The sequence below is a fragment of the Chromohalobacter israelensis DSM 3043 genome (assembly GCF_000055785.1).
Classification (GTDB): Bacteria; Pseudomonadota; Gammaproteobacteria; order Pseudomonadales; family Halomonadaceae; genus Chromohalobacter; species Chromohalobacter israelensis.
Genome location: NC_007963.1, coordinates 898,425 through 923,917, shown reverse-complemented (window position 1 = coordinate 923,917; position 25,493 = coordinate 898,425). Strand labels below are relative to the sequence as shown.

Genomic DNA, 25,493 nt, shown 5'->3' with positions numbered 1-25,493 from the left:
CGCCATGTCGACCCCGCACATCGATGCCCCCGCCGGCGCCTTCGCCGACACCGTGCTCATGCCCGGCGACCCGCTGCGCGCCCAATTCATCGCCGAGACCTTTCTGGAAGACGTCGAGTGCGTCAACCGGGTGCGCAACATGCTCGGCTTCACCGGCACCTATCGCGGCCGTCGCCTGTCGGTCATGGGCAGCGGCATGGGCATTCCCTCGCTCTCCATCTACGCCAAGGAGCTGATCACCGACTACGGCGTGAAGCGCCTGGTGCGTGTGGGTTCCTGCGGCGCGGTGCGCGACGACGTGGCCGTCAACGACATCGTGGTGGGCATGGGAGCCTGCACCGACTCCGGCGTCAATCGCGCCCGCTTCAAGGGGCATGACTTCGCCGCCATCGCCGACTACGCGCTGACCCGCCACACCGTCGACGCCGCCAGCGCACGCGGCACCCCCGTCAAGGTCGGCAACCTGTTCTCGGCAGATCTCTTCTACTCGCCCGACGAGGCCATGTTCGAGGTCATGAAGCGCCATGGCGTGCTCGGCGTCGAGATGGAAGCCGCCGGTCTGTACGGCGTGTGCGCCGAGTTCGGCGCCCGCGCCTTGACCGTGTGCACGGTCTCCGATCATATCCTTAAGGGCGAAGCCCTCGATGCGCAGACGCGCCAGACCGGCTTTCACGACATGATGGCCATCACTCTCGAGGGCCTGTTGCGCGACGACGAGGACACCTCCCATGACTGAGCCGCGTTTCACGCCTCTTTCCGAGGCCTCGCGCCAGGCGTTGATCGCGGTGCGCGACAGCGTCTATGCCCCCTACTCCCGGCACCCGGTGGGGGCCCTGCTGATCGCCGAGAGCGGCCGGCATTACCTGGGCTGCAACGTGGAAAGCGCCAACTTCAAGGGGCTCTGCGCCGAAGCCGGTGCCATCGGCGCGATGATCGCCCAGGGCGAGCGCGAGATCGTCACGCTTTACGTCATCGGACCCGGCCATCACCTGTGCACGCCCTGCGGCGACTGCCGCCAGCGCATTCGCGAGTTCGCGACCCCGGCGACCGTCATCGTCGTCCTCGACGGCGACGGCAATCCGCTCAAGCACTACACCATGGAGCAGTTACTGCCCGACTCCTTCGGGCCGGAAAATCTACCTCCATCGTAAGGCAGACAAAGGACACTCGAACTACCCGCTTGCCCAGAACGATGCGCGTCGCCATGACGCGCACGCATCCCCTCATTACCAGACAACATTTCATCGACCGGGTATCGGGAGACTGGCAAGCCACGATATTGGCGCACAACGCCACACGATAACGATAAACGGGGGCTGGGTGATGCCAGCATCGCTAGGCCCCTTGCTTTGCTGGCCAACCTTCCTGTTGCTGCCCCCGGATGAATTGCTGGAAAAGTTCCCTGGCTGTCAAAAGAGAATAATTTCTCAGACTGACTGCGTCATTCGGGATATCAACACCTAGCCACTCAATACCTTGCAAGACTCTGCGTACAACGATCCACCGCATCGGAAACAGGCATCATCACGGGTGTTATTTATTGTAAGTTAATGAAAAATTATTAACCGCATGAACTCGGCGAAGCCATCAATGTCAGGCTATACAAGGGCATAACTTGCGACTATTCGAATAGCCGTAAATTATTCGATGTGCATGACGTCCTATTCTCCAAGAGCCAACAAGGTCTTCTAACCATGCAGTTTCATGAACGTGTTCTTCTTGAGAATCAGGCCTGGGTCGAATCAATGCTGAGCCGGGATCCCGACGACTTCGAGCGACTACAATCCGGTCAGCCCCCCGAAGCGTTCTGGAACGGCTGTTCCGATAGTCGCGTCCCGGCCGAACAACCGTGCAACGCGTCACCCGGCGATCTGTTCGTGCATCGCAACGTGGCCAACTTGGTGGCCACCGAAGACCCGACGTTGCTGAGTGCACTGGAATACGCCATTTCCGTCCTGGGGGTACGCTATATCAACGTTTGTGGCCATGAAGGCTGTGGTGGCGTGGGAACCGCCTGAAGACCACTGGCCAGCCGAGCCGCCCAATGCCCCGCTAACGAATGTTCAAAGTTCCGGCGCCTGGTCCTGCCAGGCGCCCTAACGAGTCTTTTCCATGTCTAGCAACGCTTCGTTTTTCGATACCCGGTACCTGGGGCGCGACATACGCGCCGGCGTGGTCGTGTTCTTTGTCGCCATACCACTGTGTCTAGGCATCGCCATTGCCTCTGGCGCACCGCCGCTGGCGGGCCTGATCACCGGCATGGTCGGAGGGCTTATCGTCGCCCTCGCCAGCGGCTCGCCACTATCCGTGTCGGGGCCTGCCGCCGGCCTGACAGCCATCGTGCTCGGTATAATTGAGCAATACGGCTATGGCGGCCTACTTTATGCGACAGTCCTCGCCGGCCTGATGCAGCTCGGCCTCGGTTTTGCCCGCATGGGCATCATCGGCGCCTTCGTGCCTTCGGGCGTGATCAAGGGCATGCTAGCCGGTATTGGCCTGATCCTGATCGGCACCCAAGTACCGCTAGCCATTGGTCACGGGGCCGATACCGAGGCCGGCATCACCACGCCAGGACTGCTCGCCGATGGCTTCTCGCCGATGGCGCTGACCATCACGCTCGTCTGTCTGGCGATTCTGGCGTTCTTCGAGACACCGCTAGCCAAGCGCTACCCGAAGCTGGCGATCGTACCACCGCCACTGCTGGCGGTAATCGTCGGTGTACTTATGAGCTTGGCCGTGCAGGCGTCGGGGGCCGGCTTCGCGTTGTCGCCCGAGCAGTACGTCAACCTGCCCGACCTGGAAGGACCGGTCGCGCTGCTGGCTTCGCTGGAATCCCCGGATCTGAGCTATTGGCTGGCGCCGGGCATCTACCTGTCGGCCATCACCATTGCACTGGTCGCCAGCCTCGAGACGCTGCTCAGCGTCGAGGCCGTCGACGAAATGGACCCGATGGGCCGCAAGTCATCGACGCATCGGGAGCTGTGTGCTCAAGGCATGGGCAATACGCTCTGTGGCCTGATCGGCGGCCTGCCGATGACGGCGGTGGTCGTACGTAGCTCGGCCAACGTCCAGGCCGGCGGCCGGACCCCTCTGGCCAGCTTCGTGCACGGCTCACTGCTGCTGGTATCGGTGGCGTTCCTGGCCTTCGCGCTGGAGACGATACCGCTGTCCGCACTGGCCGCGATCTTACTGTTCACCGGCTATAAACTGACCCAGCCGGCGCTGATTGCCACGCAGTATCGCGCGGGTTGGCAACGGTTCATCCCATTCGTCGTGACCATCGTCGCGATCTTGGCTACTGATCTATTGATCGGCGTGCTGATGGGCATCGTGGTGGCACTGTACTTCCTGATCCGGGCTCACTATCGCTCAGCCATGTCGATGACTATGCAGGGCGATTCCGCGCTTCTGCGTTTCAACAGCGAGGTCTCGTTCCTCAATCGACAATCGCTGCGCCACTTCCTGTCGCGGGTACCGGATGGCGGTCATCTGGTGATCGACGCCTCGGCCACTCAATTCATCGATCCAGACATCAGCGAGGATCTCACACATTTCATCGACGGAGCCCCCAAGCGCGGCATCACAGTGGAACTGCGCGGCCTGGATCGTCATACGGCGACTTTTACAGAGACCCACGAGCGTCGAGCAGCCGAGCCCGCATCGGCCCAAGGTACCCACAGGGATGGACGTCAGGCCGAACCGACCTGATCACCGCGCTACCGGGGCCCTTGACGCGATAATCGCTCAGGGCCAGCGCGAAAGCGCCACACTGTCTGGCAGCGGCTCCGGCTGAACGCCCGACAGCGTGGCGCAAGTCTGCGGACCAGAGATACCGCCTTCCCTGCGAGGCAGACCACGGACATCAAGCATCCCAATACGGCGGCTCGCCGATCGTCGCTTGCAGGTCCTCCAGGAACGCCGCCACCTTGGAAGAGCGCAAGCGGTTTTCCGGAAAGATCGCATGAATGCCTTGCGGGGCAGGCTCGCCGGATGCTTCCCAATCGGACAGCACGGGTATCAGCCGCCCGGCCTCGAGCTCGGCGTGGATCAGCCATGTCGGGAACAGCACGATGCCCTGGCCCTGCAAGGCGGCTTCCAGCAGGCTCTCGGCGTTGTTGCTGCGCAAGTTGCCGCGCACTTCGCGCACCTGATACCGGCGAGCGCCCTCGGACCGGAAATACCATTGCTGGACGCCTCGCGTCCCCTTGTAGATCAGGCAGTTGTGCTCCACCAGCGACTCGGGTGTGGCAGGTATTCCCCATTGCGCCAGATAATCCGGCGCGGCGCACACCACGAAGTGCTGCTCGGCCAGTCGACGTGCCACCAGGCTGGAATCGTTCAGGGCCCCCACCCGCACCACGACATCGACTCCATCCTGCACCGGGTCGATGAAGGCATCGCTGAGCGTCAGCTCCGTCTCGATTCGCGGATACCTGGCCTGGAAACTCGCCAGGCGTGGCGCGATATGCCGCCGGCCGAATGCCACCGGCGCGTTGATGCGCAACAGCCCCTGGGGCTGTGATGCCGTGCCCGCCGCCTGCTCGGTCGCGATATCCAGCGTATCCAGAATCTCGCGCACCTGCTGGTAATACCGCTCCCCCACTTCCGTCAGCCGCACCGCACGCGTGTGCCGATAGAGCAGCCGCTGACCCAGCGCCTTTTCCAGCGCCGCGATATGGCGCGACACCGACGAGGCCGGCAGCCCCTGCTGACGCGCCGCCCCCGCAAAGCTTCCCGTGGCCGCGACGCGTACGAACAAACGCAGCGCCACCAGTGAGATCGAGTTGCTCATAATGCAATTCACCTATGCCAAACCATCGCATTGTAGCGCTAAGAGCAAGGCGCTATCGTCGCCTTCCTTTTGCGGAGGTTCCTCATGAAAACCATCGTCATCTTGCTGGCCGTACTGCTGGCCGGCATGGGCCTGTCCATGGAGGCCGGTCTGCTCGGTCCCCTGGGCGAGGACATCGGCCACTTCTCGGCGACCCTGTCGATCTTTCTCGTCGGCGGGTTGTTGCTGACCCTGGCCTTGATCTTCGCCCGGCCCCGGCTGGGGCAGTTGTTCCAGCAACCCCGTTGGCTCTTGACCGGCGGCATTCTCGGCCCGGTCTACGTCGTCGTGCTCACCATCGCCACGCCCTTCGTGGGCGTGGGTACGACCATGATCGGCATTCTCAGCGGCCAGGTCGCCGCCAGCCTGGCCATCGACCACTTCGGGCTGCTGGGCAGCGAACGTCGCGCCGTCGACGGCTACCGGCTTCTCGCCCTGCTATTGATCATCGCCGCCCTCGGGCTCATGCAGTAAGGAGACTCCCATGCTACTGCCGTTCATCTTTCTCGTGCTTCTCGTCGGCGGCGCGGCTCTCGCCGCGCAATCGTCGATCAACGGCCGTCTCGGCGCCAATGTCGGCGTGCTGGAAAGCGCCTGGCTGACTTTTGCCTCGGGTGCCTTGGTCACCTTTCTGTTGATGTTCTTCTTCGAGCCCGCGCACAGCGAGACCTTGTTCACGGTTCCCAAGTGGCAGTTGATCGGCGCCCTGTTCGGCGTGGTCTACATGCTCGTCATCGTCTTCGCCGTGCCCCGCGTCGGCACCGCCGCCGCCACGGTCGCGACGATCTCCGGTCAATTGCTGATGAGCGTGTTGATCGACAACTTCGGCTGGCTGGGCAACGCCCGCATGCCGCTGGACGCCTCGCGCTATACCGCCCTGGCCCTGCTCGCCGGCGCCCTGGTGCTGATTTACCTGAGCAATACGCGGCGACGGGGCCAGCAGGCCAGAACTGCCACCGCGGGATGAGCGTCAGCGCAGCGGTTCGAGCAGCGCGTTGAGGCCGTTGTGGTCGATTTCATGCATCAAGGCGAGCAGCCGCCCGATTTCCCCCTGCGGAAAGCCCTCCCGGGCGAACCAGGCCAGATAGGGGCCGGGGAGATCGGCAATCGGGCGACCTGCGTACTTGCCGAACGGCATGGTGCGGGTGGTGAGCTTGTGTAGATCCTCGGGGTCCATGGCGGAGCGCCTCGCGTTGCGTCGTGTGCCTTCGGCGATACCCGGGGGACCGCCGACTCGGGTGGTGCCATGCGTCGTGTGCATACCCCCATTACCAGGCAGCGTTTGAACGTGGTGGCCAGTGTGTCGGTAAAGTGGCATGCCATGCTATCGGCGCATGACGCCACACGATAACGACAAACGGAGACTGGGTGATGCAAACGTCGCTACGGCCCTTGGTATTCTGGCCGACCTTTCTCGTGCTGCTGGCCGCGGTGATCGCCAGTTACGTCGACCTCGACGCCTTCCTGGCTACCGCCAGTGCCCTCAACGATGCCATTCTCACGCATTTTTCGTGGCTCTTCAGCCTGGGTAGCCTGTACCTGCTGGTGATGGCCGTCATCGTCTATTTCTCGCCGCTCGGTCATGTGCGTATCGGTGGACGCGACGCCACGCCGCTGCTCTCCCGCCTGCGCTGGTTCTCGATCACGCTGTGCACCACGCTGGCCGTCGGGGTGCTGTTCTGGACCACCGCCGAGCCGCTGTATCACTTCATGGCGCCGCCCGAATCGCTGGGCCTGGAGGCCGGCTCCAGCGATGCCATGCTGTTCGCGATGTCGACCATGTTCCTGCACTGGTCGTTCACGCCCTACGCCATCTATGCCGTGCCGGCGCTGATCTTCGCGCTGGCCTTCTACAATCTTCGCCTGCGCTTCTCGATCTCGAGCATGCTGGAGCCGCTCTTCGGCCCCAAGGTGAAACGCTTCGGCGGTCTGATCGACGCCGTCTCGCTCTACGCCCTGGTGGCCGGCATGGCCTCGTCGCTGGGTACCGGCGCCCTGACGCTGGCCGGCGGCGCGGGCCAGTACCTGGGCGGCGAGACCAGCCCCCTGCGCCTGGGCGTGGTCATCGCTCTGATCGTGGTGACCTTCGTCATTTCGGCGGCCAGCGGCATCCAGAAGGGCATCGCGCGCCTGTCGTCGCTGAATGCCGTGCTCCTGTTGATCCTGGGGGTATTCATCTTCGTGGTGGGGCCGACGAGCTTCATGCTGTCCCTGGGCGTGGAATCCTTCGGCGTCTATCTCGATGACTTCTTTACCAGGAGCCTGTTCACCGGGGCCGCCGGCGACGATCAGTGGCCGCATTGGTGGTCGATCTTCTACTGGGCGGTCTGGTTCGCCTGGGCACCCATGGCGGCACTGTTCCTGGGCAAGATCTCGCGCGGCTACACGGTACGCGAGTTCCTGCGCGTCAACCTGCTGTATCCGGCGCTCTTCGCCAGTGTCTGGGTCATCATCTTTTCCGGCGCGGCGCTCTATTACCAGGCGCACACCGGTGTCGACCTGCACGCCATCCTCAACGACCGCGGCGTGGAAAACGTGCTTTACGAGCTGTTCCGCCAGCTGCCCTTCGCCGGCCTCTGGATCCCCCTGCTGCTCTTCATCGCCTACATCTCCTACGTCACGGCAGCGGACTCTCAGACCGATGCCATCGGCAACCTGTGCATACGCGGCCTGACCGCCGACTCGGACCTCAACACGGGCGTGTCGATGAAGGTCCTGTGGGGTGTCATCGTGGGCATCGTGTCCTGGGTCATGGTCAGTTTCGTGGGCATCGACGGCGTCAAGATGCTGTCCAACCTCGGTGGCCTGCCGGCGCTGTTGATCGTCCTGCTGGCCTCCGGCTCGCTATGGCGCTGGCTGAAACATCCCGAACGCCTCGCGGCTCCCGCGCTCTCTTCTCACGCCTCCAAGGACGACGCATGAACATCAAGCATGACTTCCCCCACCGCGTGCGGGAAATAGAGAACCAATGGATCGTGCTCGCCGACGGCACGCGCCTGGCGGCTCGCATCTGGTTGCCCGAGGATGCCGAGTCAACGCCGGTGCCGGCGATTCTCGAGTACCTGCCCTACCGCAAGCGCGACGGCACGGCGGTGCGCGACGAGCTGACCCACCCCTGGTTCGCCGGCCACGGCTACGCCTGCGTGCGCGTCGACATGCGTGGCAACGGCGAGTCCGACGGGCTGATGGAGGACGAGTACGCCCCCCAGGAACAGCGTGATGCGCTGGAGGTGATCGACTGGATCGCCGCCCAGCCCTGGTGCGACGGCAAGCTCGGCATGATGGGCATCTCCTGGGGCGGCTTCAACAGCCTGCAACTCGCCGCGCTGCGCCCCGAGCCGCTCAAGGCGATCATCACGCTGTGCTCCACCGACGACCGCTACGCCGACGACATCCATTACAAGGGCGGCAACATGCTGCTCGAGAATCTCGGCTGGGCGGCGACCATGCTCAGTTTCTCCGCCGCCGTGCCCGACCCGGCGCTGGTCGGCGATCGATGGCGCGAGATGTGGAAACACCGCCTCGACAACATGCCGCTGCTGGCGGAAACCTGGCTCGAGCACCAGCATCGCGACGACTACTGGAAATACGGTTCGATCTGCGAGAACTACGCGGATATCGAAGCGGCTGTCTATATGGTCAGCGGCTGGGCCGATTCCTACATCGACGCCATTCCGCGAATGATGGAGCACCTGTCGTGCCCCAAGAAGGCACTGATCGGGCCCTGGATGCACAAGTATCCGCATTTCGCGATCCCCGACCCGGCCATCGGCTTTCTGCAGGAGGCACTGCGCTGGTGGGATCATTGGCTCAAGGATACCGACACCGGCATCATGGACGAGCCCTCGTGCACCTTCTATCTGCAGGATGGCGTACCGCCCGCGCCGAAGTACCTCGAACGCCCGGGGCGGTGGGTGCGCACCCACGGCTGGCCTGCGCCCAGTGACGAGGTCGAGACGCAGTCACTGGTGCTCGGCGACCAGGGATTGGCGGCCCAAGGCCGCTTGAGCAACGACCGGCAGATCGCCTCGCCGTTGACCGCCGGCGCACTGCAGGGCGAATACATTCCGCTGTGGTTCGGCGCCGACTTTCCGCCGGACCAGCGCCGTGACGATGGCCTGTCGCTGACCTTCGATTCCGCCCCCTACCTCGCGGGGCTCGACATTCTCGGCCAGCCCACGGTGGCGGTGACGCTCGCCAGTGCCGAAGCCTGCGGCCAGTTCCATGTGCGCCTTTGCGACGTGGCGCCGAACGGCGAGAGCGCGCTGATCACCTACGGCACGCTCAATCTCGGCCTGCGCGACGATCCGGGCACGCTCACGCCGCCGGTCCCCGGCGAGCCGATGAACGTACGCCTGCCGCTGGACCTGATCGGCTATCGCCTGCCCCAGGGACACCGCCTTCGCGTGGCCCTTTCCAGCGCCAGCTTTCCACTGGTGTGGTCGCCGAAAAAGCGCGCGGATCTCACGCTTCAGGCCGGGACACCGACGCTGGAGCTGCCCGTCTGCAAGGCAGACCACTTGCCGATGCCGTTCGCGCCACCGGAGAGCGCACCGCCCTGCCGCGTGGAAACGCTGCGTGCCGGCCAGCCCAAGCGCACCATCAGCGAAGATGTCGGCAGCGGCGAGGTGACCGTCACCGTCGAGGACGACATGGGCGACGTGCGCTTCACCGACCACGGCCTGCGCGTCGAACAGAAGGCCAGGGAGGTCTATACCAGTCACCCGAATGATGCCACGCGCACCCGCGCCGATATCGAGTGGGTCTATCGCGCCGGTCGCCAGGAAGGCGACGGCCAGTTCGCCGTCGAGGTGACCAGTCGCTACCACCTGCACTGCGACGAAGACACCTTCTACCTCAGCGCCGAGCAGATCGCCCACGAGGGCGAGACGCTGGTCAGCGAGAAATCGTGGCAGCGCGAGATTCCACGCACGGCCATCTGACCGGCAGCGTGCATGTTATGCTCCGGGGTCGTTTCATGGCCCCGGATACGTCTATGTCTTCCCGTGATGCGTTACCACCGCTGGCGTGCTTGCGTGCCTTCGAGGCGGCCGCTCGGCATGCCAGTTTCACGCAGGCCGGCAGCGAACTGCACCTGACCCAGAGCGCCGTCAGCCGCCAGATCAAGCGGCTCGAGGACGACCTGGGCCGGCCGCTGTTCGAGCGTCATTACGAGGGACTACGCCTGACTCCCGCCGGCGAACGCTACTTCGGCGTGGTGCAGCGCCTGTTGCGCGACCTGCGCGACGAAACGGCGCGCCTGCGGCGGCGCGGTGACGATCGTCAGCTCACCCTGGCCTCCAGCCCCACCATCGCCTCGATCTGGCTGGCGCGGCAGCTTCCCGACTTCCAGCGTGCGCATCCACATATCGAGATCCGCATCCTGACGGTCGAGGACCCTCACCGCCTGGACCTCGCCGAGTTCGACCTCGGCATCTACTATCACGTCCCGCACGAGGTCGATCCCCCCGGCCTCGATGCCGAGGCGATCTTCTCCCACGAGGAGGTCGCCGCGGTATGCAGCCCGGCCTACCTGGCCCGACATGGCGACATTCGCGATGCCGACGATCTGCTGGCGCGCCACACCCTGATGGTGGTGGAGGATCACTATCATGACTGGCTGACCTGGGAAGGCTGGTATCAGGCCCAGAACCTGGCCTGGCGCACGCCGGAGCACAGCCTGCGCGCCAACAGTTTCCAGTTGCTCATGAACGCGATCCTGGCCGGCCAAGGCGTGACCCTGGGCTGGACGCGGCTGCTCGCCGCGGACCTGGCACAGCACAACCTGGTGCAAGCGCTGCCGCATACGCTCCCCAGTCGGGGACGGCTGTCTTTGCTGACTCCCCAGCACCGCCATCTGACCGAGCCCATGCGCGCGTTTCGCGCCTGGGTGCTCGGCCCCGCGTGACACCAACGCTCGCGCGCCACACGCCCGTGTCCATACGGCCAAAGTGGCACGTTCGGCCCATATCCGGTAAGCTGCACACCCGCTGCCCGCCTATTCTGGCCCACTTCGCAGCCACCGAGACGATTTCATGAGCTTTACCTCCCTGGGGCTTTCCGCTCCGATTCTGGATGCCGTGGCCGAGCAAGGCTACGAGACACCCTCGCCGATCCAGGCCAAGGCGATTCCGGCCGTCCTCGAAGGACGCGACGTCATGGCCGCCGCGCAGACCGGCACCGGCAAGACCGCCGGTTTCACGCTGCCGATTCTCGAGCGCCTGGCCGCCGGCACGCGCGCGCCCGGCAAGCAGGTCCGCGCCCTGATTCTCACGCCGACCCGCGAGCTCGCCGCCCAGATCGGCGCCAACATCGAAGCGTACGGCAAGCACCTGCCGCTGCGTAGCGCCGTGGTCTTCGGCGGTGTGAAGATCAATCCACAGATCGCCAAGCTGCGCGGCGGTGTGGATATCCTGGTGGCGACACCGGGCCGTTTGCTGGATCTCCACGGCCAGAAAGCCGTGAACTTCGATGCCCTGGACGTGCTGGTGCTCGACGAAGCCGACCGCATGCTCGACATGGGCTTCATTCACGATATCCGTCGGATCCTCAAGACCCTGCCCAGCAAGCGTCAGAACCTGCTGTTCTCGGCGACCTTTTCCCAGGAGATTCGCCAACTCGCCAAGGGCCTGGTCAACGACCCGGTGGAAATTTCGGTCACGCCGCGCAACACCACCGCCGAGACGGTCACCCAGTGGATTCACCCGGTGGACAAGGCCCGCAAGCCGGCACTGCTGACGCACTTGATCCATGAACATCAGTGGCAACAGGTGCTGGTCTTCATGCGGACCAAGCACGGCGCCAACCGCTTGAGCCGTCATCTCGAAGAGGCCGGCATCGAGGCGGCGGCGATTCACGGCAACAAGAGTCAGAACGCGCGCACCAAGGCGCTCGATGGCTTCAAGAGCGGCGAGATTCGTGTCCTGGTCGCCACCGACATCGCCGCGCGGGGCCTGGATATCAACCAGCTACCGCAGGTGGTCAATTTCGAGCTGCCCAACGTCGCGGAAGACTACGTGCACCGTATCGGGCGGACCGGACGCGCCGGCGCCAGCGGCCATGCCATTTCGCTGGTCTGTGCGGAGGAAGGCAAGGAACTCGCGGGCATCGAGCGCTTGATCCGCCAGACGCTGGAACGACAGACCATCGCCGGCTTCGAGCCCAGCGAAGCTCTCGTCAGCGGCAAGGGCACCAGCCCCCGCGGTGGCGGCGGCCAGCGCAGCGACAAGCCCTCGGGAGGCGGTCAGCGCCGGGGCGGCGACGCACGCAAGAGCGGTTCGGGCAAGCAAGGCGGCAACGACAACCCCGCCGCGCGCGAGCGCAACGGCGGCGAGAATCGTCCACGCCGGCGTCGCGGCGGCCGGGGGCGAGGCAACGGCACCCAGGGCGCCTGATCGCTTCGCCCATGCGTCGCCTTCACGTGGCAGCGCGCGTGCGGCGCCGGTAACGACGTTGATGCCGCGCCTTGGCCGCCTGATAGGCGGCATCCTCCCTCACTTGCGTCCAGGCGGCGTGGAAGATGGCCGCCGCCTCGGCCTTCTCGGCATCGGGTTCGATTTCACGCAGGCTGGAGCGATCGCGCGAGGCGTATTTGCGCCCCGAGCGATGGTTGGCATAGCGACGCGCACGGGTATAGCCCATCTGCAGGAACTTGCGCGCCATGTCCATGCCCACGAAGTCGTCATCCGCACGGTACGCCGCGAACTTCTCCAGCAGGGCATCGGCGGACGCCTGCGCCACGTCAGGCGTCTTGAAACGCCAGTGCGGCAACAGCTCGCTCTTGTAGGGCTCGACGTTGAGCACGCCCTGCTCCCCGCGTCCGATGCGATAGCACTCCGGATGGCGACGATGGTCGATCACGTCGCCGTTCGCGTCGGTGTAAGCCATCCTGCCGCTCAGTACTCCAGGCAGATCTTGCCGAAGTGACGCCCCGCCTCCTGGTGACGAAACGCGTCGGCGATCTCGTCGAGGGCGAACCGGCGGTCGATGACCGGCCGCATGCCGCTGGCGTCGATGGCGCGGATCATCTCGATCTGGTCGCGCCGGCTGCCCACGATCAAGCCCTGCAGACGCGCCTGCTTGGCCATCAGCTTGGCGGTAGGAATTTCGCCGCCGCGTCCGGTGAGCACGCCGATCAACGAGATGTGACCGCCAATGCGCACGGCCTCGATGGACTGCGGCAGCGTGGCCGGCCCTCCGACCTCGATGACGTGGTCCACGCCCCGGCCATCGGTGAGTGCCTTGACGCGCTTGCCCCACTCCGGCTCGGTCTTGTAGTTGAGCGTGTGATCGGCACCCAACTCCTTGAGCCGTGCGATCTTCTCGTCCGAGGACGAGGTCGCGATCACCGTGGCGCCCATCAGCTTGGCGAACTGCAGCGCGAAGATCGACACGCCGCCGGTCCCCAGCACCAGCACGCTATCGCCGGCCTTGAGCTTGCCGTCCACCACCAGCGCTCGCCAGGCGGTCAAGCCGGCGGTGGTCAACGTGGCCGCCTCGGCATGATCGTAATCGCGCGGCGCGTGGGTGAACCAGGTCGCGGGACGCACGACCTGCTCGCGGGCATAGCCATCGACACCGTCACCGGGCGTGGTGGTGAAGTCGCCGATCCGTGCCGGCCCTTCGAGCCACTCGGGGAAGAACGTCGATACCACGCGATCCCCCACGGTGAAGTCCTCGACGCCCTCGCCCACGGCGTCGACGACACCGGCACCGTCCGACATGGGGATGCGACCGTCCTCGGTGGGCATGGCCCCGGCGACGACGCCGTAATCATGGTAATTGAGCGAACTGGCATGCACGCGGACACGCACCTCGCCGGGCCCCGGCTCGCCCGGCGCCTCGCCTTCATGGAGCTCGAGCTTGTCCAGCCCACCGGGGCGACGTAACGTCACGACGTTCATTGCACTCTCCTTACGGTCATCCAGCGTTACCACGAGGCCACGCCATGGCGCGACATCGTGAATGTCCTTCCTTCATGATGGTGACGATTGGTCGCGAGGCAAGGGCAGCCACGCCGATACCGACCTCCTCGCGCCCCCCGCCGCTGCCTCCACGGGCGGGATTGCCGATGCTCGCGTGGCGCGGCATAGTGGCTTATCGCTCATCAGGACGCCTCCATGCCCCGCTCCCCTGTCATCCCCCTCGATCAGCTCGTGCTCGATCGCTACACCCATGGCCCTCATTTCGAGGCCGCGCAGGCCGCCTTCGCGGCCACGGCCGGGGCGACGCACCTGGGCGCCCGGCTCATCGAGGTACCGCCCGGTAAACGCGCCTGGCCTCACCACGCCCATCACGCCAACGATGAACTTTTCGTGATTCTCGCCGGCTCGGGCGAACTGCGCTGGGGCGAGGACCGCTATCCTGTCACCAGCGGTGACGTCGTCGTCTGCCCGGCGGGAGGGGAGGAGAACGCCCACCAGTTGATCGCAGCGACCGACAGCCCCGTGCCGTTGCGTTACCTGGCGGTGAGTTCCATGCGCGAGCCGGACGTCGTCGAGTATCCGGACTCCGGCAAGCTGGGCGTCTTCAGCGGTAGCGCCCCGGGCGGCGATGCCGACCGGCGGCGACTCACCGCTTATGTACGGCGCAGCGATACGCTGGATTACTGGGAGGGGGAAACCGGCGACGACACGCCATGAGGCGTGCCGTGCGGGACGATCGTCATTCCAGCACGATCAGGCGGTTGGGCAGCTCGTTCCGCTCGTGCGTGGCCGGCACGTGCCGCGTGAGATGCTCGCCGCATGCCTCGATGCAGGCAAGAAAGCCCTGCAGCGTCTGGCCTCGTTTCACCTGCTCGGTGAAGGACGACACGATCCCCTGCCAGGTATCGTCTCCCAGGCGACTGGAGATGCCGCGATCGACGAGGATCTCCACGTAGCGCTCGGCCTCGGAGACGAAGATCAGCATCCCCGTGCCGTCCTGGGTATGGTGCAGGTTCTGCTCGAGGAACTGACGTCTCGCCAGGTTGGCGGCACGCCAGAAACGCACGCGGCGCGGAATCAGGCGCGTCGTCACCGCCGGCAGCCGAAACACCACCGCCAGCACCGCGAAGCACGCCCACTGCACGATCAGCAGCTCGGCAGCGCCCAGCCATTGCGGAAAGTAATTGATCGCCCCGGGAATCAGCAGCGCCAAGATGCCCGCCCAGAGCAGCGGAATATAGGTGTAATCGTCGGCCTGCGGTGCCAGCACGGTGACCAACTCGGCGTCGGTATCACGCTCGATGCGCGTAATCGCATCGCGCACCTGCTGCTGCTCGCTTTCGCTCAATAATGCCATGGTGCTGTCTACCTTGCGTTGATCTACCAGCCACCGGAGGCGCCGCCCCCGCCGAAACCGCCACCGCCGCCGCCGAAGCCGCCGCCTCCGAGGCCGCCACCGCCGCCTCCGAAACCGCCGCCCATGGCGCCGCCGAGCAGGACACCGCCGAGCAGACCACCGCGTCCGCGACGACGCCCACCGCGTCCACCACCACCGATGCCGCGCACGATGGCCATGACGATCATGAGCATGACGAAGAACGCCACGGAGGCGCCGCCCACATCGCGCGACTTATCTTGCCCGGAAGCCGATCCGGCAGCCGGCGCCTCGGCCATGGGATCGCCGCCCAGCACGCGGACGATCGCCGCGGCACCCTGGGCGATGCCCGTGGCGTAATCGCCCTCGCGGAAGGCGGGGGCGATTTCCTGGTTGATGATCGCCGACGATTGCGCATCGGTCAGCCGACCCTCGAGACCATAGCCGACCTCGATGCGGATGGCCCGCTCCTCCATCGACACGATCAGCAGAGCGCCGTTGTCCTCGCCCTCCTGGCCGATGCCCCAGTGACGGCCCAACTGGTAACCGTATTCCTCGATCGGCGCGCCCTGCAGATCGGGCAGCGTGACCACGACCACCTGCTCGCCGGTTTCCTCCTCGTGCGCGGCGAGCATCTCGCTCACCTCGCGTTGGTCGGCGGCATCCAGCAGATCGGCCTGATCAACCACCCGGCCGGTCAGCTCGGGAAACTCGATTTCCTGGGCCTGCGCAGCGAAGGCGCATGCCCACAGCAGCAGCCAGCACGTCAGACGGATACATTGCCTCATTGGAACTCCACCTCAGGCGCCTGATCGGCGTTCTCGGCCGTGGCTTCAAAGGTTTCGCGAATCGGCATGTCACTGTACAAAAGACCATGCCAGAGCCGCCCGGGGAAGGTACGAATCTCGGTGTTGTACGCCTCGACGGCCTGAATGAAGTCACGACGCGCCACGGCGATGCGATTCTCCGTGCCTTCCAGCTGCGACTGCAGTGCCAGGAAGTTCTGGTTGGACTTCAACTCCGGATAGCGCTCGGACACCGCCATCAGACGGCTCAGCGCGCCGGTCAACTGCCCCTGCGCCTGCTGGAACTGCTGCAGCTTCTCGGGATCGTCCAGCGAGTCGGCATCGATGTTGATCGATGTCGCCCTGGAGCGGGCCTCGATCACGGCCGTCAGCGTTTCCTGCTCCTGGGCGGCGAAGCCCTTGACCGTCTCCACCAGGTTGGGCACCAGATCGGCACGCCGCTGGTACTGGTTCTCGACTTGCGCCCAGGCGGACTTCACTTTCTCGTCCAGCGTGGGAATGTTGTTGATACCGCAGCCCGTCAGCATCAGGGCGAGGCACAGCCACAGCGTGACCTGAACGACGGCGCGGGAAGTGAGCGGCATAGGCATGGGTCGCGGCAACATACGCATTTTCCGGTGGTGAGTGCGAGGACGGAGCCCCCCAACTTACAGGTGGGCACGCATTAAGCATAGCCTCGTCTGCACCGGGACCCTATTTCACGCGCGCGCCAGACGCCGCAAAATTAAACCTGCCTCATACGCCGATGTTGCGTAGAATTCTGGACGTTGCGAACCACTTGAAAGGGCATGACATGGGTAGGGCTTTCCAGAACCGCAAGGAATCCATGGCCAAGACGGCCGACGCCAAGACCAAGGTGTACAGCAAGTACGGACGCGAGATTTACGTCTGCGCCAAATCCGGCGGCGTGGACCCCGCGGGCAATCTCGCCCTGCGTGGGCTGATCGACCGCGCCAAGAAGGACCAGGTACCGTCCCACGTGATCGACAAGGCGCTCGACAAGGCCAGCGGCGTCGGCGGCGAGGACTACGAGCTGGCACGCTACGAGGGCTTCGGGCCGGGCAGTTGCATGGTCATCGTCGAGTGCCTGACCGACAATCCCAATCGCACCTTCGGCGACGTGCGCGCCTGCTTCAACAAGGCCAAGAGCAAGCTCGGCACCCCGGGCAGCGTCAGCCACATGTTCGACCACTGCGCGATCCTGGCGTTTGCCGGCAGTGATGAAGAAGCGGTGCTCGAGGCGCTGATGGAGGCCGATGTCGATGTCACCGACATCGAGAATGAAGCGGGCCGCATCACCGTGTTCGCCCCGCATACCGAGTATGCCAAGACCAAGCAGGCACTCGCCGATGCCTTCGGCGAACTCGATTTCGAGGTCGACGAGATCCAGTTCCTGGCCCAGACCATGACGCCGGTCGCCGGTGACGACGTGGCCATGTTCGACAAGCTGCTCGTCACCCTCAACGACCTCGACGACGTGCAGAACATCTACCACAACGCCGAGTTACAGGGCTGATTCGATCTGGCCGCCCATCGGCGCGCGCCCGCCCCCACGCGTGCAGCGTGCCGATACGCCTCGGCGACTCTCGACGGGAGCCCGGTATCGCATGAATCACGACATCACCGCCAACGCCACCCTCGACGAGGCCGCCACCGCCGACGTGTCGGAAACCACCGATTCGGTCATCGCCGTGCAGGGGTTGAGCAAACGCTACGCCTCGGGATTCGAAGCGCTCAAGGGCGTCGATCTGGAGATCCGGCGCGGCGAGATCTTCGCCCTGCTGGGCCCCAACGGCGCCGGCAAGACCACGCTGATCAGCATCATCTGCGGCCTGGTCAATGCCAGTGCCGGCCGGGTGCTGGTCGACGGCCACGACATCGTCGAAGACTACCGGGCAGCACGCCGGCAGATCGGCCTGGTACCGCAGGAATTGACCAGCGATGCCTTCGCCACGGTCTGGAACACGGTCAGTTTCAGCCGCGGCCTGTTCGGCAAGCGTTCCGATCCCGCGCACATCGAGCGGGTGCTCAGATCGTTGTCCCTGTGGGACAAGCGGCGCAGCAAGATGATCACCCTCTCGGGCGGCATGAAACGCCGCGTGCTGATCGCCAAGGCGCTGGCCCACGAACCGCAGATCCTGTTTCTCGACGAGCCCACCGCCGGGGTCGACGTCGCCTTGCGTCGCGACATGTGGAACGTGGTACGCGATCTGCGCGCCAGCGGCGTCACCGTCATCCTGACCACGCACTACATCGAGGAAGCCGAGGAAATGGCCGATCGCATCGGCGTCATCAACGACGGCGACATCGTACTGGTCGAAGAGAAGGCCGCCTTGATGCGCCAGCTGGGCCGCAAGCGCCTCACGCTGCACCTGCAGACGCCGCTCGCCGCGATTCCCGACGCGTTGAGCGAGTATCCGCTGACCCTTGCCGATGACGGCCGGGTACTGGTCTACACCTATGCCGCCTCCGACGAGCACAGGCACCGCGACGGGATCAACGCCCTGCTCAACGATATCCAGGCGGCGGGCATTCGCTTCACGGACCTCCATACCGAGCAAAGCTCGCTGGAGGAAATCTTCGTCAACCTGGTGAGGAAGGACGCATGAATTTCCGCGCGGTCGGCACCATCTACCATTTCGAGATGGCACGTGCGTGGCGCACGCTGCTGCAGAGCCTGGTCTCGCCGGTGATCTCCACCTCGTTGTATTTCGTGGTCTTCGGCGCCGCCATCGGCTCACGCATCCAGGAGGTCGAGGGAGTCAGCTACGGTGCCTTCATCGTGCCCGGACTGATCATGCTGATGCTGCTCACCCAGAGCGTCTCCAACGCCTCGTTCGGCATCTTCTTCCCCAAGTTCACCGGCACCATTTACGAGGTGCTCTCGGCGCCGGTCTCGTACGTCGAGATCGTCCTGGGGTACGTGGGCGCGGCGGCGACCAAGTCGCTCATCCTGGGAGCCATCATCCTCGTCACCGCCAGTTTCTTCGTGCCCCTGCGCATCGATCATCCGGCGTGGATGCTGCTGTTCCTGGTTCTCACCGCGCTCACCTTCAGCCTGCTTGGCTTCATCATCGGCATCTGGGCCGAGGGCTTCGAGAAGCTGCAGCTGGTGCCGCTGTTGATCATCACGCCGCTGACTTTCCTCGGCGGCAGCTTCTACTCCATCGACATGCTGCCGCCCGCCTGGCAGACGGTGACGCTCCTCAACCCGGTGGTCTATCTGGTCAGCGGCTTCCGCTGGAGCTTCTACGGCATCAGCGATGTCAGCCTCGGTGCCAGCCTGTTGATGATCCTGGTGTTTCTTTCCTTGAGCCTGGCGCTGGTCGCCTGGATCTTCAAAACCGGCTACAACATCAAGCCCTGAGCCGCACGGCACCTCGCCTTAGAGATCATCGGCGCCGCGCGTTACCATGCCCGTTTTCGTTTTCATCAAGATGCCGCCATGCCGATTCTGACCAGCATCATCCATCGACTCGACAAGCCCGATGCCGAGACGCCCGCCACCTTGACCTGCGCCGAGCGGGCACTGGCCAGCACCCCCGAGCTCGAGGCCCTGCTGGCGGGCGTCAACGACAGCTTCCATGCCAAGCCCAAGGCCTGGGGCCACTTCGGCGATACCGGCAGCAGCGCGTTCGCGGCCGGCCTCAGCGAGTATCTCGCCGAGACCGCCGACTTCGTCACCTGGAGCACGCGGATGGCCGAACGCATCCGCGACCTGGTCGACGCTCACCTGTCGGTGGGCGGTCACCTGCTGTTCGTCCATTACCAGCATGGCGAGCGGCAGTACGTGAGCGTGGCACTGCTTCATCACCGCCAGGGCTTCGCCATCGATGGCGCCCTCGAGGTGGTCGAGACGCCCCAGCTCAATCTCGGCCAGTTGATGCTCGCCGCACGCATCGATCTCGCCCAATGGCAGGGGGGCACCTCGCGCCAATACGTCTCCCTGATCAAGGATCGCGGCGGCAAGAAATTCGCCGAGGGATTGCGCGAGCTGCTCGGCGTCGAGGAAGGCGTGGATGCCAGCGGCGAGACGCGTGCGCTGCTCAAGGCGTTCAGCGATTACGTCGAGCACGAAGACCTGCCCGACGACGCCAGCCGCGAGAAAACCGATGCCGTGATCGACTATGCCAGTACGCAGGCCAAGCGCGGCGAGCCGGTCACCCTCGACGAACTGTCCGAACTCGTCGACGAACAGCAGCCCAAGGCATTCTACGACTACATCCGCCAACAGGATTACGGCCTTTCCGAGGAAATCCCGCCCGACAAGCGCACGCTCAATCAGTTTCGGCGCTTCACGGGACGCGCCAGTGGCGTCTCGATCAGTTTCGACTCCCACCTGCTGGGCAACAGCATCGAATTCGATGCCGAACGCGACCGCCTGATCATCAAGCAGGTACCGGGCTCCCTGAAGGAACAGCTCAAGCAGCGCCGGGAGTGAGGCACGATACCGGGCCCCTGCCCTGCGGGGGCCAACACATATTGTCACCGTCGCAAGCTTGGCGGGCCCCGTCACGCCGACTATCTTCCCTGGGAAGTCACCAAGGAAGAGGTAACGCCATGCCTGCCAAATCCCAGGCCCAGCAGATGGCCGCCGGTGCCGCGCTTGCCGCCCGGCGTGGCGAGCAGAAAGCCAGCGACCTGGACGGTGCCGCGAAGTCGATGTACGACTCGATGAGCGAGGAGGAACTCGAGGCCATGGCCTCGACCAGCCAGAAAGGGAAACCCGAGCACGATTCTCGATCGTGACCGCCGATATCGGTCGCCTCGTCGGGCGACCGATAGCGTGGCCCCTGCCTCCCGTCAGCGCTCCAGATAACGAGGTTTGACGACTCCTTCCAGGGCCTCCACGGGAATGCGAAGCTCCGGCTGACCGTAGGCATAAGGTGCGATGTCGTAAGCGTTGTAGCGCACGCGCCATTCCCCCGCCAGCGGTGCGACGTTGCGGTTCATGCTCAGCGGCCAGGTCTCGGCGAAGTCGGCGTCCGCCTGCTGCTCATCCAGCCAGCGCCGGTGCGCTTGGGTCAGGGCGTCGCGATAGGCCGGCATCTGCCCGTCGATCAGCATGTCATCGAGCGTCACCACCCGTCGCTCGCGTTCGTCGATGACCATGAATTCCGTCAGCGGCATGCCATGCGCGCCGCCGGTGAACACGTAGCTGTCGAGCTTGAGGGTCATGAGATCGGCATGCCGGTCGTAGATCTCCGCCTCGAAGAGCGCCTGATAGCCCGGCAATTCGGGAACCTGCTCGCGCGCCGCCCTGGCCTCGTCGAAGAACGTCTGCGCATACGCCTCCCAAGACGGCGCCAGCATCTCGCTTTCGCCATCGGTAATGCCCGTGCCCATGGTCAGCAGCTCGTCACGCAGCCGCTCGCTCAGGCGCGGCGCGTCGGGAAAACGCAACGACTGGACCTCGACGGTCGCGCAACGCCCGGTCGGGCAGTCGCGCTCGACGAAACTGGTCTCGACACGCTCGTGCTCGAGCCCTTCCGTCCCCGACGACAATGCCTGGCAGCCACCCAGCACCGCCAGGGTGCTCCACATCACGCCACCGCACGCCACGCGGCGCGCGTTCAACTTGCAGGCTTCCACTGTCACGCTGTTTCCTCCCTGATGCACCGGTCTGGCCGGCTGGAATGCAAGAGGCGATACCACCGCATCGCGCACGCTCCACTATAGACGATGCCGGCGTTTCGCAATGTCCGACCATACGCCTCGCCGTCAGGAACGACTTCCCGTGATGGCACAGTATCGGGCATGAACTCGACAGGATCGTGCATCACGCCCCTCGTCATGACGTCCATACTGACGGATGGTCGGCGCCAGGCACGCCGATGCCCGAATTCGTCCATGCCGTTGCAGGAGGGAGTCCCCCATGCGTTATCAACCATTCGGCAATACCGGTTTGTTCGTCTCCGAACTGTGCCTCGGCACCATGACGTTCGGTGGCCAGGGCGAACTCTGGAGCCAGATCGGCGACTTGCAGCAAGGCGATGCCGAGCGCTTGATCGGCCGTGCGCTGGATGCCGGCATCAACTTCATCGATACCGCCGATGTGTATTCCGAGGGCCAGTCCGAAATCATCACCGGGCAGGCGCTCAAGAACCTGAACGTGCCACGCGAGGAGATCGTCGTCGCGTCCAAGGTGTTCGGCGAAACCGGGCGCGGCGGCGTGAACGAGCGTGGCATGACGCGCTACCACATCATGGAGGGCATCAAGGCCAGCTTGAAGCGCCTGCAGCTCGATCACCTCGACGTCTACCAGATTCATGGCTTCGACCCCGCCACGCCCATCGAGGAGGCGGTCCGCGCGCTCGATACGCTCGTGCAACACGGCCACGTACGTTACGTCGGGGTGTCCAACTGGGCCGCCTGGCAGATCATGAAGGCACTCGGCATCGCCGAACGCCTGGGCCTGGCACGCTTCGAGTCGCTGCAGGCGTATTACACGCTTGCCGGGCGCGATCTCGAACGCGAGCTGATCCCCATGCTCCAGAGCGAGAACCTGGGGCTGATGGTCTGGAGCCCACTCGCGGGCGGGCTGCTCAGCGGCAAGTACACGCGCGACAATCAAGGCGAGGCCGGCAGTCGCCGACTCACCTTCGATTTCCCGCCGGTCGACAAGGCCCGCGCCTTCGACTGCGTCGATGTCATGCGCCGCATCGCCACCCGGCACGATGTTTCCGTGGCGCAGATCGCGCTGGCCTGGCTGCTGCACCAGCCGGCGGTGACGAGCGTGATCGTGGGCGCCAAGCGCCTCGACCAGCTCGACGACAACATCGCCGCCACGCACGTTGCACTGAGCGCCGAGGATCTCGCCGAACTCGACGCGGTAAGCGCCTTGCCCGCCGAGTACCCTGGCTGGATGTTCGAACGCCAGGGCGCTTACCGTCGCCAGCAACTGGCCGATGCCAAGCGCTGAAGGCCGCCGCCCTGCCTCGTCACATGCCTGACGATGCGAGGGAAGCCCCGCCCCGGCACGCCCGACAAAAACACGGCCCGCTCCTCAAGGGAAGCGGGCCGTGCGGTCAGTCCAGCGAATCAGGCGCGATACGTCGTTATCCGGCCTTGTTCGCTTTCACTCCTTCTTCGATGCGGCGACCGATCTCGGCATCGATGTTCTTCCAGTACTCGAACACGCGCGACAGCACCGGTTCCTTGACCCCGCCCGAGACATGGCCGACCACGTTGTTGACCAGGCGATCCCGCGCGGCATCGTCCATGACCTTGTTGATCAAGGCATTGGCCTGGCTGTAGTCATCGTCGTCCTTGCGCAAGGCATAGGGCGCACGCACCATCTGCCCGTTGGCTTCCCAGGTGGAATCGGTGGGATAACGCTCGCCATCCGCCGCCGGACCGCCCTTGGAGTTGGGGGCATATACCGGGTCCGACACCTTGTTGATGCGCATCGCTCCGTCCTTGCTGTAACTGTGCACGGGAGCCTGCGGCGCATTGACCGGGATCTGCTTGTAGTTGACCCCGAGACGCGCGCGGTGCGCATCGGCATAGGAGAATACGCGGCCGATGAGCATCTTGTCCGGGCTGATGCCGATGCCGGGCACGAGGTTGTTGGGCTCGAAGGCCGCCTGCTCGATCTCGGCATGATTGTCGGTCGGATTGCGGTTCAACTGCAGCTTGCCGACCTTGATCATGGGATAGTCGTCGTGCGGCCAGACCTTGGTCAGGTCGAACGGATTGATGCGATAGGTATCCGCATCCGCGAACGGCATGATCTGCATGTAGAGCGTCCAGCTCGGATAGTCGCCACGCTCGATGGCTTCATACAGGTCACGGGTATGGTAGTCACTGTCCTCCCCGGCCAGCCGGTCGGCTTCTTCCTGAGTCAGGCACTCGATGCCCTGGTCCGTCTTGAAGTGGTACTTGACCCAGAACTTCTCGCCCTGGGCATTGGCCCACATGTACGTATGGCTGGAATAACCGTTCATGTGGCGCCAGGTCTTGGGAATGCCCCGGTCTCCCATCAGCCAGGTGACCTGGTGGGCGGACTCCGGCGACAGCGTCCAGAAGTCCCATTGCATGTCATGATCGCGAAGGTTGCTGTCGGCACGGCGTTTCTGCGAGCGGATGAAGTGCTGGAACTTCATCGGATCCCGGATGAAGAACACCGGCGTGTTGTTCCCCACCATGTCGTAATTGCCTTCGCTGGTGTAGAACTTGATCGAGAACCCGCGCGGGTCGCGCCATGTATCGGGGCTCCCGCGCTCGCCGGCCACCGTGGAGAAGCGAATCAGCACGTCGGTCTTGGTACCGGGCTGGAAAACGGCGGCCTTGGTGTACCGGCTCACGTCCTCGGTCACCTCGAAGTGGCCGAAGGCGCCACTGCCCTTGGCGTGCGGCTGACGCTCGGGAATCCGTTCGCGGTTGAAATTCGCCATCTGCTCGATGAGATAGTGATCGTGCAGGACGAGCGGGCCGTCGGGGCCCACCGAGAGCGAATGCTCGTCGCTGGCGACCGGAATCCCGGCATCTGTCGTCGTCGGCTTGCGATTGTCTTGCGTCACGATGGTCTCTCCCCGTCATGTTTTCTATGTGGCACGGCATGTCGCCACGTCCTTCCCTTGGAAACGAACCGCTGGCGCGATGGTGCTATCGACTGAAGGGAACTCCAATTCCCCTGTTAGGTATAGGAAACAACCGTCATCACTGTCTACCTGCCCCCCTGGGCCCCCTTGCCTCCCGTGATCGATATCCACGCCATCCCGATGGCACGTGAAATGACGCCGATCATCGGCCGGGCCCCGCATGACGAGGCCTCCAGGCGAAACGAAACAATCAGGACGCCAACCACGATAGTTTTTTGCAATCTTCGCCATGGAGAAGTTTCATCGTCTCATGCTTGCATGACGACGCATTGACATTCCCCCCTGCAGATCACGACTGTCCCGACCCCGAGGAGCTCTCGCCGACATGTGCCTTGGCGAAGGTCAAAATGACATGACGCAGCACTCGTCGCTGCTCGCTGGAAAGACTACGGTAAATTCTCAGCACCTCGGCTTCCTCCCCGCCCGCCGGTATCACATCCACGCTGCTGGGAGGCACATGGCCTGCACGTTCGTTCTCGTCTCCGTAGCGCAGTACGTGTGGCTCGATGCGCAACCAGGCAGCAAGTACCTGAAGCTTGTCCTGGGCCGGAATGGAGTCACCACGCAGCCAACGCCGCACCGCTTGAAAAGTAATCGGCTTTCCCCAGTAACGGAGGTTGAACTCGCGTTCAAGTACCGAGGGACGAGGCTCATAGCCGGCGGCGAGAAGCGCCTTTTTAAGGCGATCGGCGAACATGGTTTTTTCATTCATACGCTGAATTTGAATCAATGATTCAATTCGCGTTGAATCGTTATTCACTTTAATATTGAATTATCCATTCAGTGCGCTGAAGTGGATGGCTCATGAGCCTGCCTTCATGCGTTCTGATACCTCGCACAGCCTTCACCGAACGCAGGACGGAGACGAGCACGTGTTCAGTATCGAGCAACATGCAAGCAGCGGGATATCTTGGGGATGGCCAGCACGCCGAGAACGACGCTTCCAGACCTTCC

The 25,493-nt window shown here is 64.3% G+C and carries 27 protein-coding genes; 17 read left to right on the top strand and 10 right to left on the bottom strand.

Annotation, left to right across the window (positions count from 1 at the left end; translation table 11 throughout):
* The first annotated feature begins 4 nt into the window (after positions 1 to 4).
* The 4 genes from deoD (at position 5) to CSAL_RS04200 (ending at position 3,708) form a co-directional block, all read left to right on the top strand.
* On the top strand, positions 5 to 736 hold the full coding sequence (gene deoD / locus CSAL_RS04215; RefSeq protein WP_011506131.1) for a purine-nucleoside phosphorylase: 732 nt from the start codon (positions 5 to 7) through the stop codon (positions 734 to 736).
* The gene (cdd, locus tag CSAL_RS04210; RefSeq protein ID WP_011506130.1) at positions 729 to 1,151 is read left to right on the top strand and encodes a cytidine deaminase; all 423 of its coding nucleotides are present in this window, start codon (positions 729 to 731) and stop codon (positions 1,149 to 1,151) included. Before deoD ends, cdd begins: the two co-directional genes overlap by 8 nt.
* Before the next feature lie 543 nt (positions 1,152 to 1,694).
* A complete protein-coding gene (locus CSAL_RS04205; RefSeq protein ID WP_043559001.1) occupies positions 1,695 to 2,018 on the top strand; it encodes a carbonic anhydrase in 324 nt (107 codons plus the stop codon).
* Positions 2,019 to 2,112: 94 nt separating this feature from the next.
* Positions 2,113 to 3,708, top strand: a complete 1,596-nt coding sequence (locus CSAL_RS04200; protein WP_011506128.1) for a SulP family inorganic anion transporter — start codon at positions 2,113 to 2,115, stop codon at positions 3,706 to 3,708.
* A gap of 154 nt (positions 3,709 to 3,862) precedes the next feature.
* Here CSAL_RS04200 and CSAL_RS04195 read toward each other — a convergent pair whose 3' ends face one another.
* The gene (locus CSAL_RS04195; RefSeq protein ID WP_011506127.1) at positions 3,863 to 4,792 is read right to left on the bottom strand and encodes a LysR family transcriptional regulator; all 930 of its coding nucleotides are present in this window, start codon (positions 4,790 to 4,792) and stop codon (positions 3,863 to 3,865) included.
* A gap of 84 nt (positions 4,793 to 4,876) precedes the next feature.
* On the opposite strand from CSAL_RS04195, the gene CSAL_RS04190 reads away from it, so the two are divergent.
* Together CSAL_RS04190 and CSAL_RS04185 are read left to right on the top strand one after the other, a co-directional pair.
* The gene (locus CSAL_RS04190) at positions 4,877 to 5,305 is read left to right on the top strand and encodes a DMT family transporter (protein WP_011506126.1); all 429 of its coding nucleotides are present in this window, start codon (positions 4,877 to 4,879) and stop codon (positions 5,303 to 5,305) included.
* A gap of 10 nt (positions 5,306 to 5,315) precedes the next feature.
* Positions 5,316 to 5,798, top strand: coding sequence for a DMT family transporter (locus CSAL_RS04185; RefSeq protein ID WP_011506125.1), 483 nt, complete (start codon positions 5,316 to 5,318; stop codon positions 5,796 to 5,798).
* Positions 5,799 to 5,801: 3 nt separating this feature from the next.
* Here CSAL_RS04185 and CSAL_RS04180 read toward each other — a convergent pair whose 3' ends face one another.
* Positions 5,802 to 6,008, bottom strand: coding sequence for a DUF3820 family protein (locus CSAL_RS04180; RefSeq protein ID WP_011506124.1), 207 nt, complete (start codon positions 6,006 to 6,008; stop codon positions 5,802 to 5,804).
* Positions 6,009 to 6,202: 194 nt separating this feature from the next.
* Between CSAL_RS04180 and CSAL_RS04175 the strand changes: the two genes are divergently transcribed.
* The 4 genes from CSAL_RS04175 to CSAL_RS04160 all read left to right on the top strand — a co-directional run bounded on the left by CSAL_RS04175 (position 6,203) and on the right by CSAL_RS04160 (position 12,225).
* Positions 6,203 to 7,753 carry a BCCT family transporter gene (locus CSAL_RS04175; protein ID WP_011506123.1) on the top strand — a complete coding sequence of 517 codons (1,551 nt, stop codon included), beginning with the start codon at positions 6,203 to 6,205 and terminating at the stop codon, positions 7,751 to 7,753.
* Positions 7,750 to 9,774 (top strand): CocE/NonD family hydrolase, encoded by a 2,025-nt coding sequence (locus CSAL_RS04170; RefSeq protein WP_011506122.1) that lies wholly within the window; start codon positions 7,750 to 7,752, stop codon positions 9,772 to 9,774. Before CSAL_RS04175 ends, CSAL_RS04170 begins: the two co-directional genes overlap by 4 nt.
* Positions 9,775 to 9,827: 53 nt before the next feature.
* A complete protein-coding gene (locus tag CSAL_RS04165) occupies positions 9,828 to 10,739 on the top strand; it encodes a LysR substrate-binding domain-containing protein (RefSeq protein WP_043557961.1) in 912 nt (303 codons plus the stop codon).
* Positions 10,740 to 10,866: 127 nt separating this feature from the next.
* Positions 10,867 to 12,225 (top strand): DEAD/DEAH box helicase, encoded by a 1,359-nt coding sequence (locus CSAL_RS04160; RefSeq protein ID WP_011506120.1) that lies wholly within the window; start codon positions 10,867 to 10,869, stop codon positions 12,223 to 12,225.
* Between the two features lie 22 nt (positions 12,226 to 12,247).
* Here CSAL_RS04160 and CSAL_RS04155 read toward each other — a convergent pair whose 3' ends face one another.
* Both CSAL_RS04155 and CSAL_RS04150 read right to left on the bottom strand, forming a co-directional pair.
* Entirely contained in the window at positions 12,248 to 12,718 is a 471-nt protein-coding gene (locus tag CSAL_RS04155) for a DUF4385 domain-containing protein (protein ID WP_011506119.1), read from the bottom strand.
* 8 nt (positions 12,719 to 12,726) lie between these two features.
* Positions 12,727 to 13,734 carry a zinc-dependent alcohol dehydrogenase family protein gene (locus CSAL_RS04150; protein WP_011506118.1) on the bottom strand — a complete coding sequence of 336 codons (1,008 nt, stop codon included), beginning with the start codon at positions 13,732 to 13,734 and terminating at the stop codon, positions 12,727 to 12,729.
* A gap of 216 nt (positions 13,735 to 13,950) precedes the next feature.
* Between CSAL_RS04150 and CSAL_RS04145 the strand changes: the two genes are divergently transcribed.
* Positions 13,951 to 14,472: a cupin domain-containing protein gene (locus tag CSAL_RS04145; protein WP_011506117.1), complete on the top strand. Its 522-nt coding sequence runs from the start codon at positions 13,951 to 13,953 to the stop codon at positions 14,470 to 14,472.
* A 22-nt stretch (positions 14,473 to 14,494) separates the two neighbouring features.
* On the opposite strand, the gene CSAL_RS04140 is transcribed toward CSAL_RS04145, so the two are convergent.
* The 3 genes from CSAL_RS04140 to CSAL_RS04130 are packed head-to-tail and all read right to left on the bottom strand — an operon-like array spanning position 14,495 to position 16,526.
* Entirely contained in the window at positions 14,495 to 15,112 is a 618-nt protein-coding gene (locus tag CSAL_RS04140; protein WP_011506116.1) for a TPM domain-containing protein, read from the bottom strand.
* A 23-nt stretch (positions 15,113 to 15,135) separates the two neighbouring features.
* The gene (locus tag CSAL_RS04135) at positions 15,136 to 15,918 is read right to left on the bottom strand and encodes a TPM domain-containing protein (RefSeq protein ID WP_011506115.1); all 783 of its coding nucleotides are present in this window, start codon (positions 15,916 to 15,918) and stop codon (positions 15,136 to 15,138) included.
* The gene (locus CSAL_RS04130; protein ID WP_201771158.1) at positions 15,915 to 16,526 is read right to left on the bottom strand and encodes a LemA family protein; all 612 of its coding nucleotides are present in this window, start codon (positions 16,524 to 16,526) and stop codon (positions 15,915 to 15,917) included. The genes CSAL_RS04135 and CSAL_RS04130 overlap by 4 nt, the downstream gene beginning before the upstream one ends.
* Before the next feature lie 203 nt (positions 16,527 to 16,729).
* Between CSAL_RS04130 and CSAL_RS04125 the strand changes: the two genes are divergently transcribed.
* The 5 genes from CSAL_RS04125 to CSAL_RS04105 all read left to right on the top strand — a co-directional run bounded on the left by CSAL_RS04125 (position 16,730) and on the right by CSAL_RS04105 (position 20,685).
* Positions 16,730 to 17,452, top strand: coding sequence for a YebC/PmpR family DNA-binding transcriptional regulator (locus CSAL_RS04125; RefSeq protein WP_011506113.1), 723 nt, complete (start codon positions 16,730 to 16,732; stop codon positions 17,450 to 17,452).
* Positions 17,453 to 17,543: 91 nt separating this feature from the next.
* The gene (locus CSAL_RS04120; RefSeq protein ID WP_011506112.1) at positions 17,544 to 18,545 is read left to right on the top strand and encodes an ABC transporter ATP-binding protein; all 1,002 of its coding nucleotides are present in this window, start codon (positions 17,544 to 17,546) and stop codon (positions 18,543 to 18,545) included.
* Positions 18,542 to 19,303: an ABC transporter permease gene (locus CSAL_RS04115; protein ID WP_011506111.1), complete on the top strand. Its 762-nt coding sequence runs from the start codon at positions 18,542 to 18,544 to the stop codon at positions 19,301 to 19,303. The genes CSAL_RS04120 and CSAL_RS04115 overlap by 4 nt, the downstream gene beginning before the upstream one ends.
* 78 nt (positions 19,304 to 19,381) lie before the next feature.
* The gene (yejK, locus tag CSAL_RS04110) at positions 19,382 to 20,377 is read left to right on the top strand and encodes a nucleoid-associated protein YejK (RefSeq protein ID WP_011506110.1); all 996 of its coding nucleotides are present in this window, start codon (positions 19,382 to 19,384) and stop codon (positions 20,375 to 20,377) included.
* A gap of 119 nt (positions 20,378 to 20,496) precedes the next feature.
* Positions 20,497 to 20,685 (top strand): DUF3008 family protein, encoded by a 189-nt coding sequence (locus CSAL_RS04105; RefSeq protein ID WP_011506109.1) that lies wholly within the window; start codon positions 20,497 to 20,499, stop codon positions 20,683 to 20,685.
* A 54-nt stretch (positions 20,686 to 20,739) separates the two neighbouring features.
* On the opposite strand, the gene CSAL_RS04100 is transcribed toward CSAL_RS04105, so the two are convergent.
* Positions 20,740 to 21,534 carry an RsiV family protein gene (locus CSAL_RS04100; RefSeq protein ID WP_011506108.1) on the bottom strand — a complete coding sequence of 265 codons (795 nt, stop codon included), beginning with the start codon at positions 21,532 to 21,534 and terminating at the stop codon, positions 20,740 to 20,742.
* A gap of 277 nt (positions 21,535 to 21,811) precedes the next feature.
* On the opposite strand from CSAL_RS04100, the gene CSAL_RS04095 reads away from it, so the two are divergent.
* Entirely contained in the window at positions 21,812 to 22,858 is a 1,047-nt protein-coding gene (locus CSAL_RS04095) for an aldo/keto reductase (protein WP_011506107.1), read from the top strand.
* Between the two features lie 136 nt (positions 22,859 to 22,994).
* On the opposite strand, the gene CSAL_RS04090 is transcribed toward CSAL_RS04095, so the two are convergent.
* Together CSAL_RS04090 and CSAL_RS17135 are read right to left on the bottom strand one after the other, a co-directional pair.
* Positions 22,995 to 24,458, bottom strand: a complete 1,464-nt coding sequence (locus CSAL_RS04090) for a catalase (RefSeq protein ID WP_011506106.1) — start codon at positions 24,456 to 24,458, stop codon at positions 22,995 to 22,997.
* A 370-nt stretch (positions 24,459 to 24,828) separates the two neighbouring features.
* Entirely contained in the window at positions 24,829 to 25,236 is a 408-nt protein-coding gene (locus tag CSAL_RS17135; protein ID WP_244846489.1) for a transcriptional regulator, read from the bottom strand.
* Between the last annotated feature and the right edge of the window lie 257 nt (positions 25,237 to 25,493).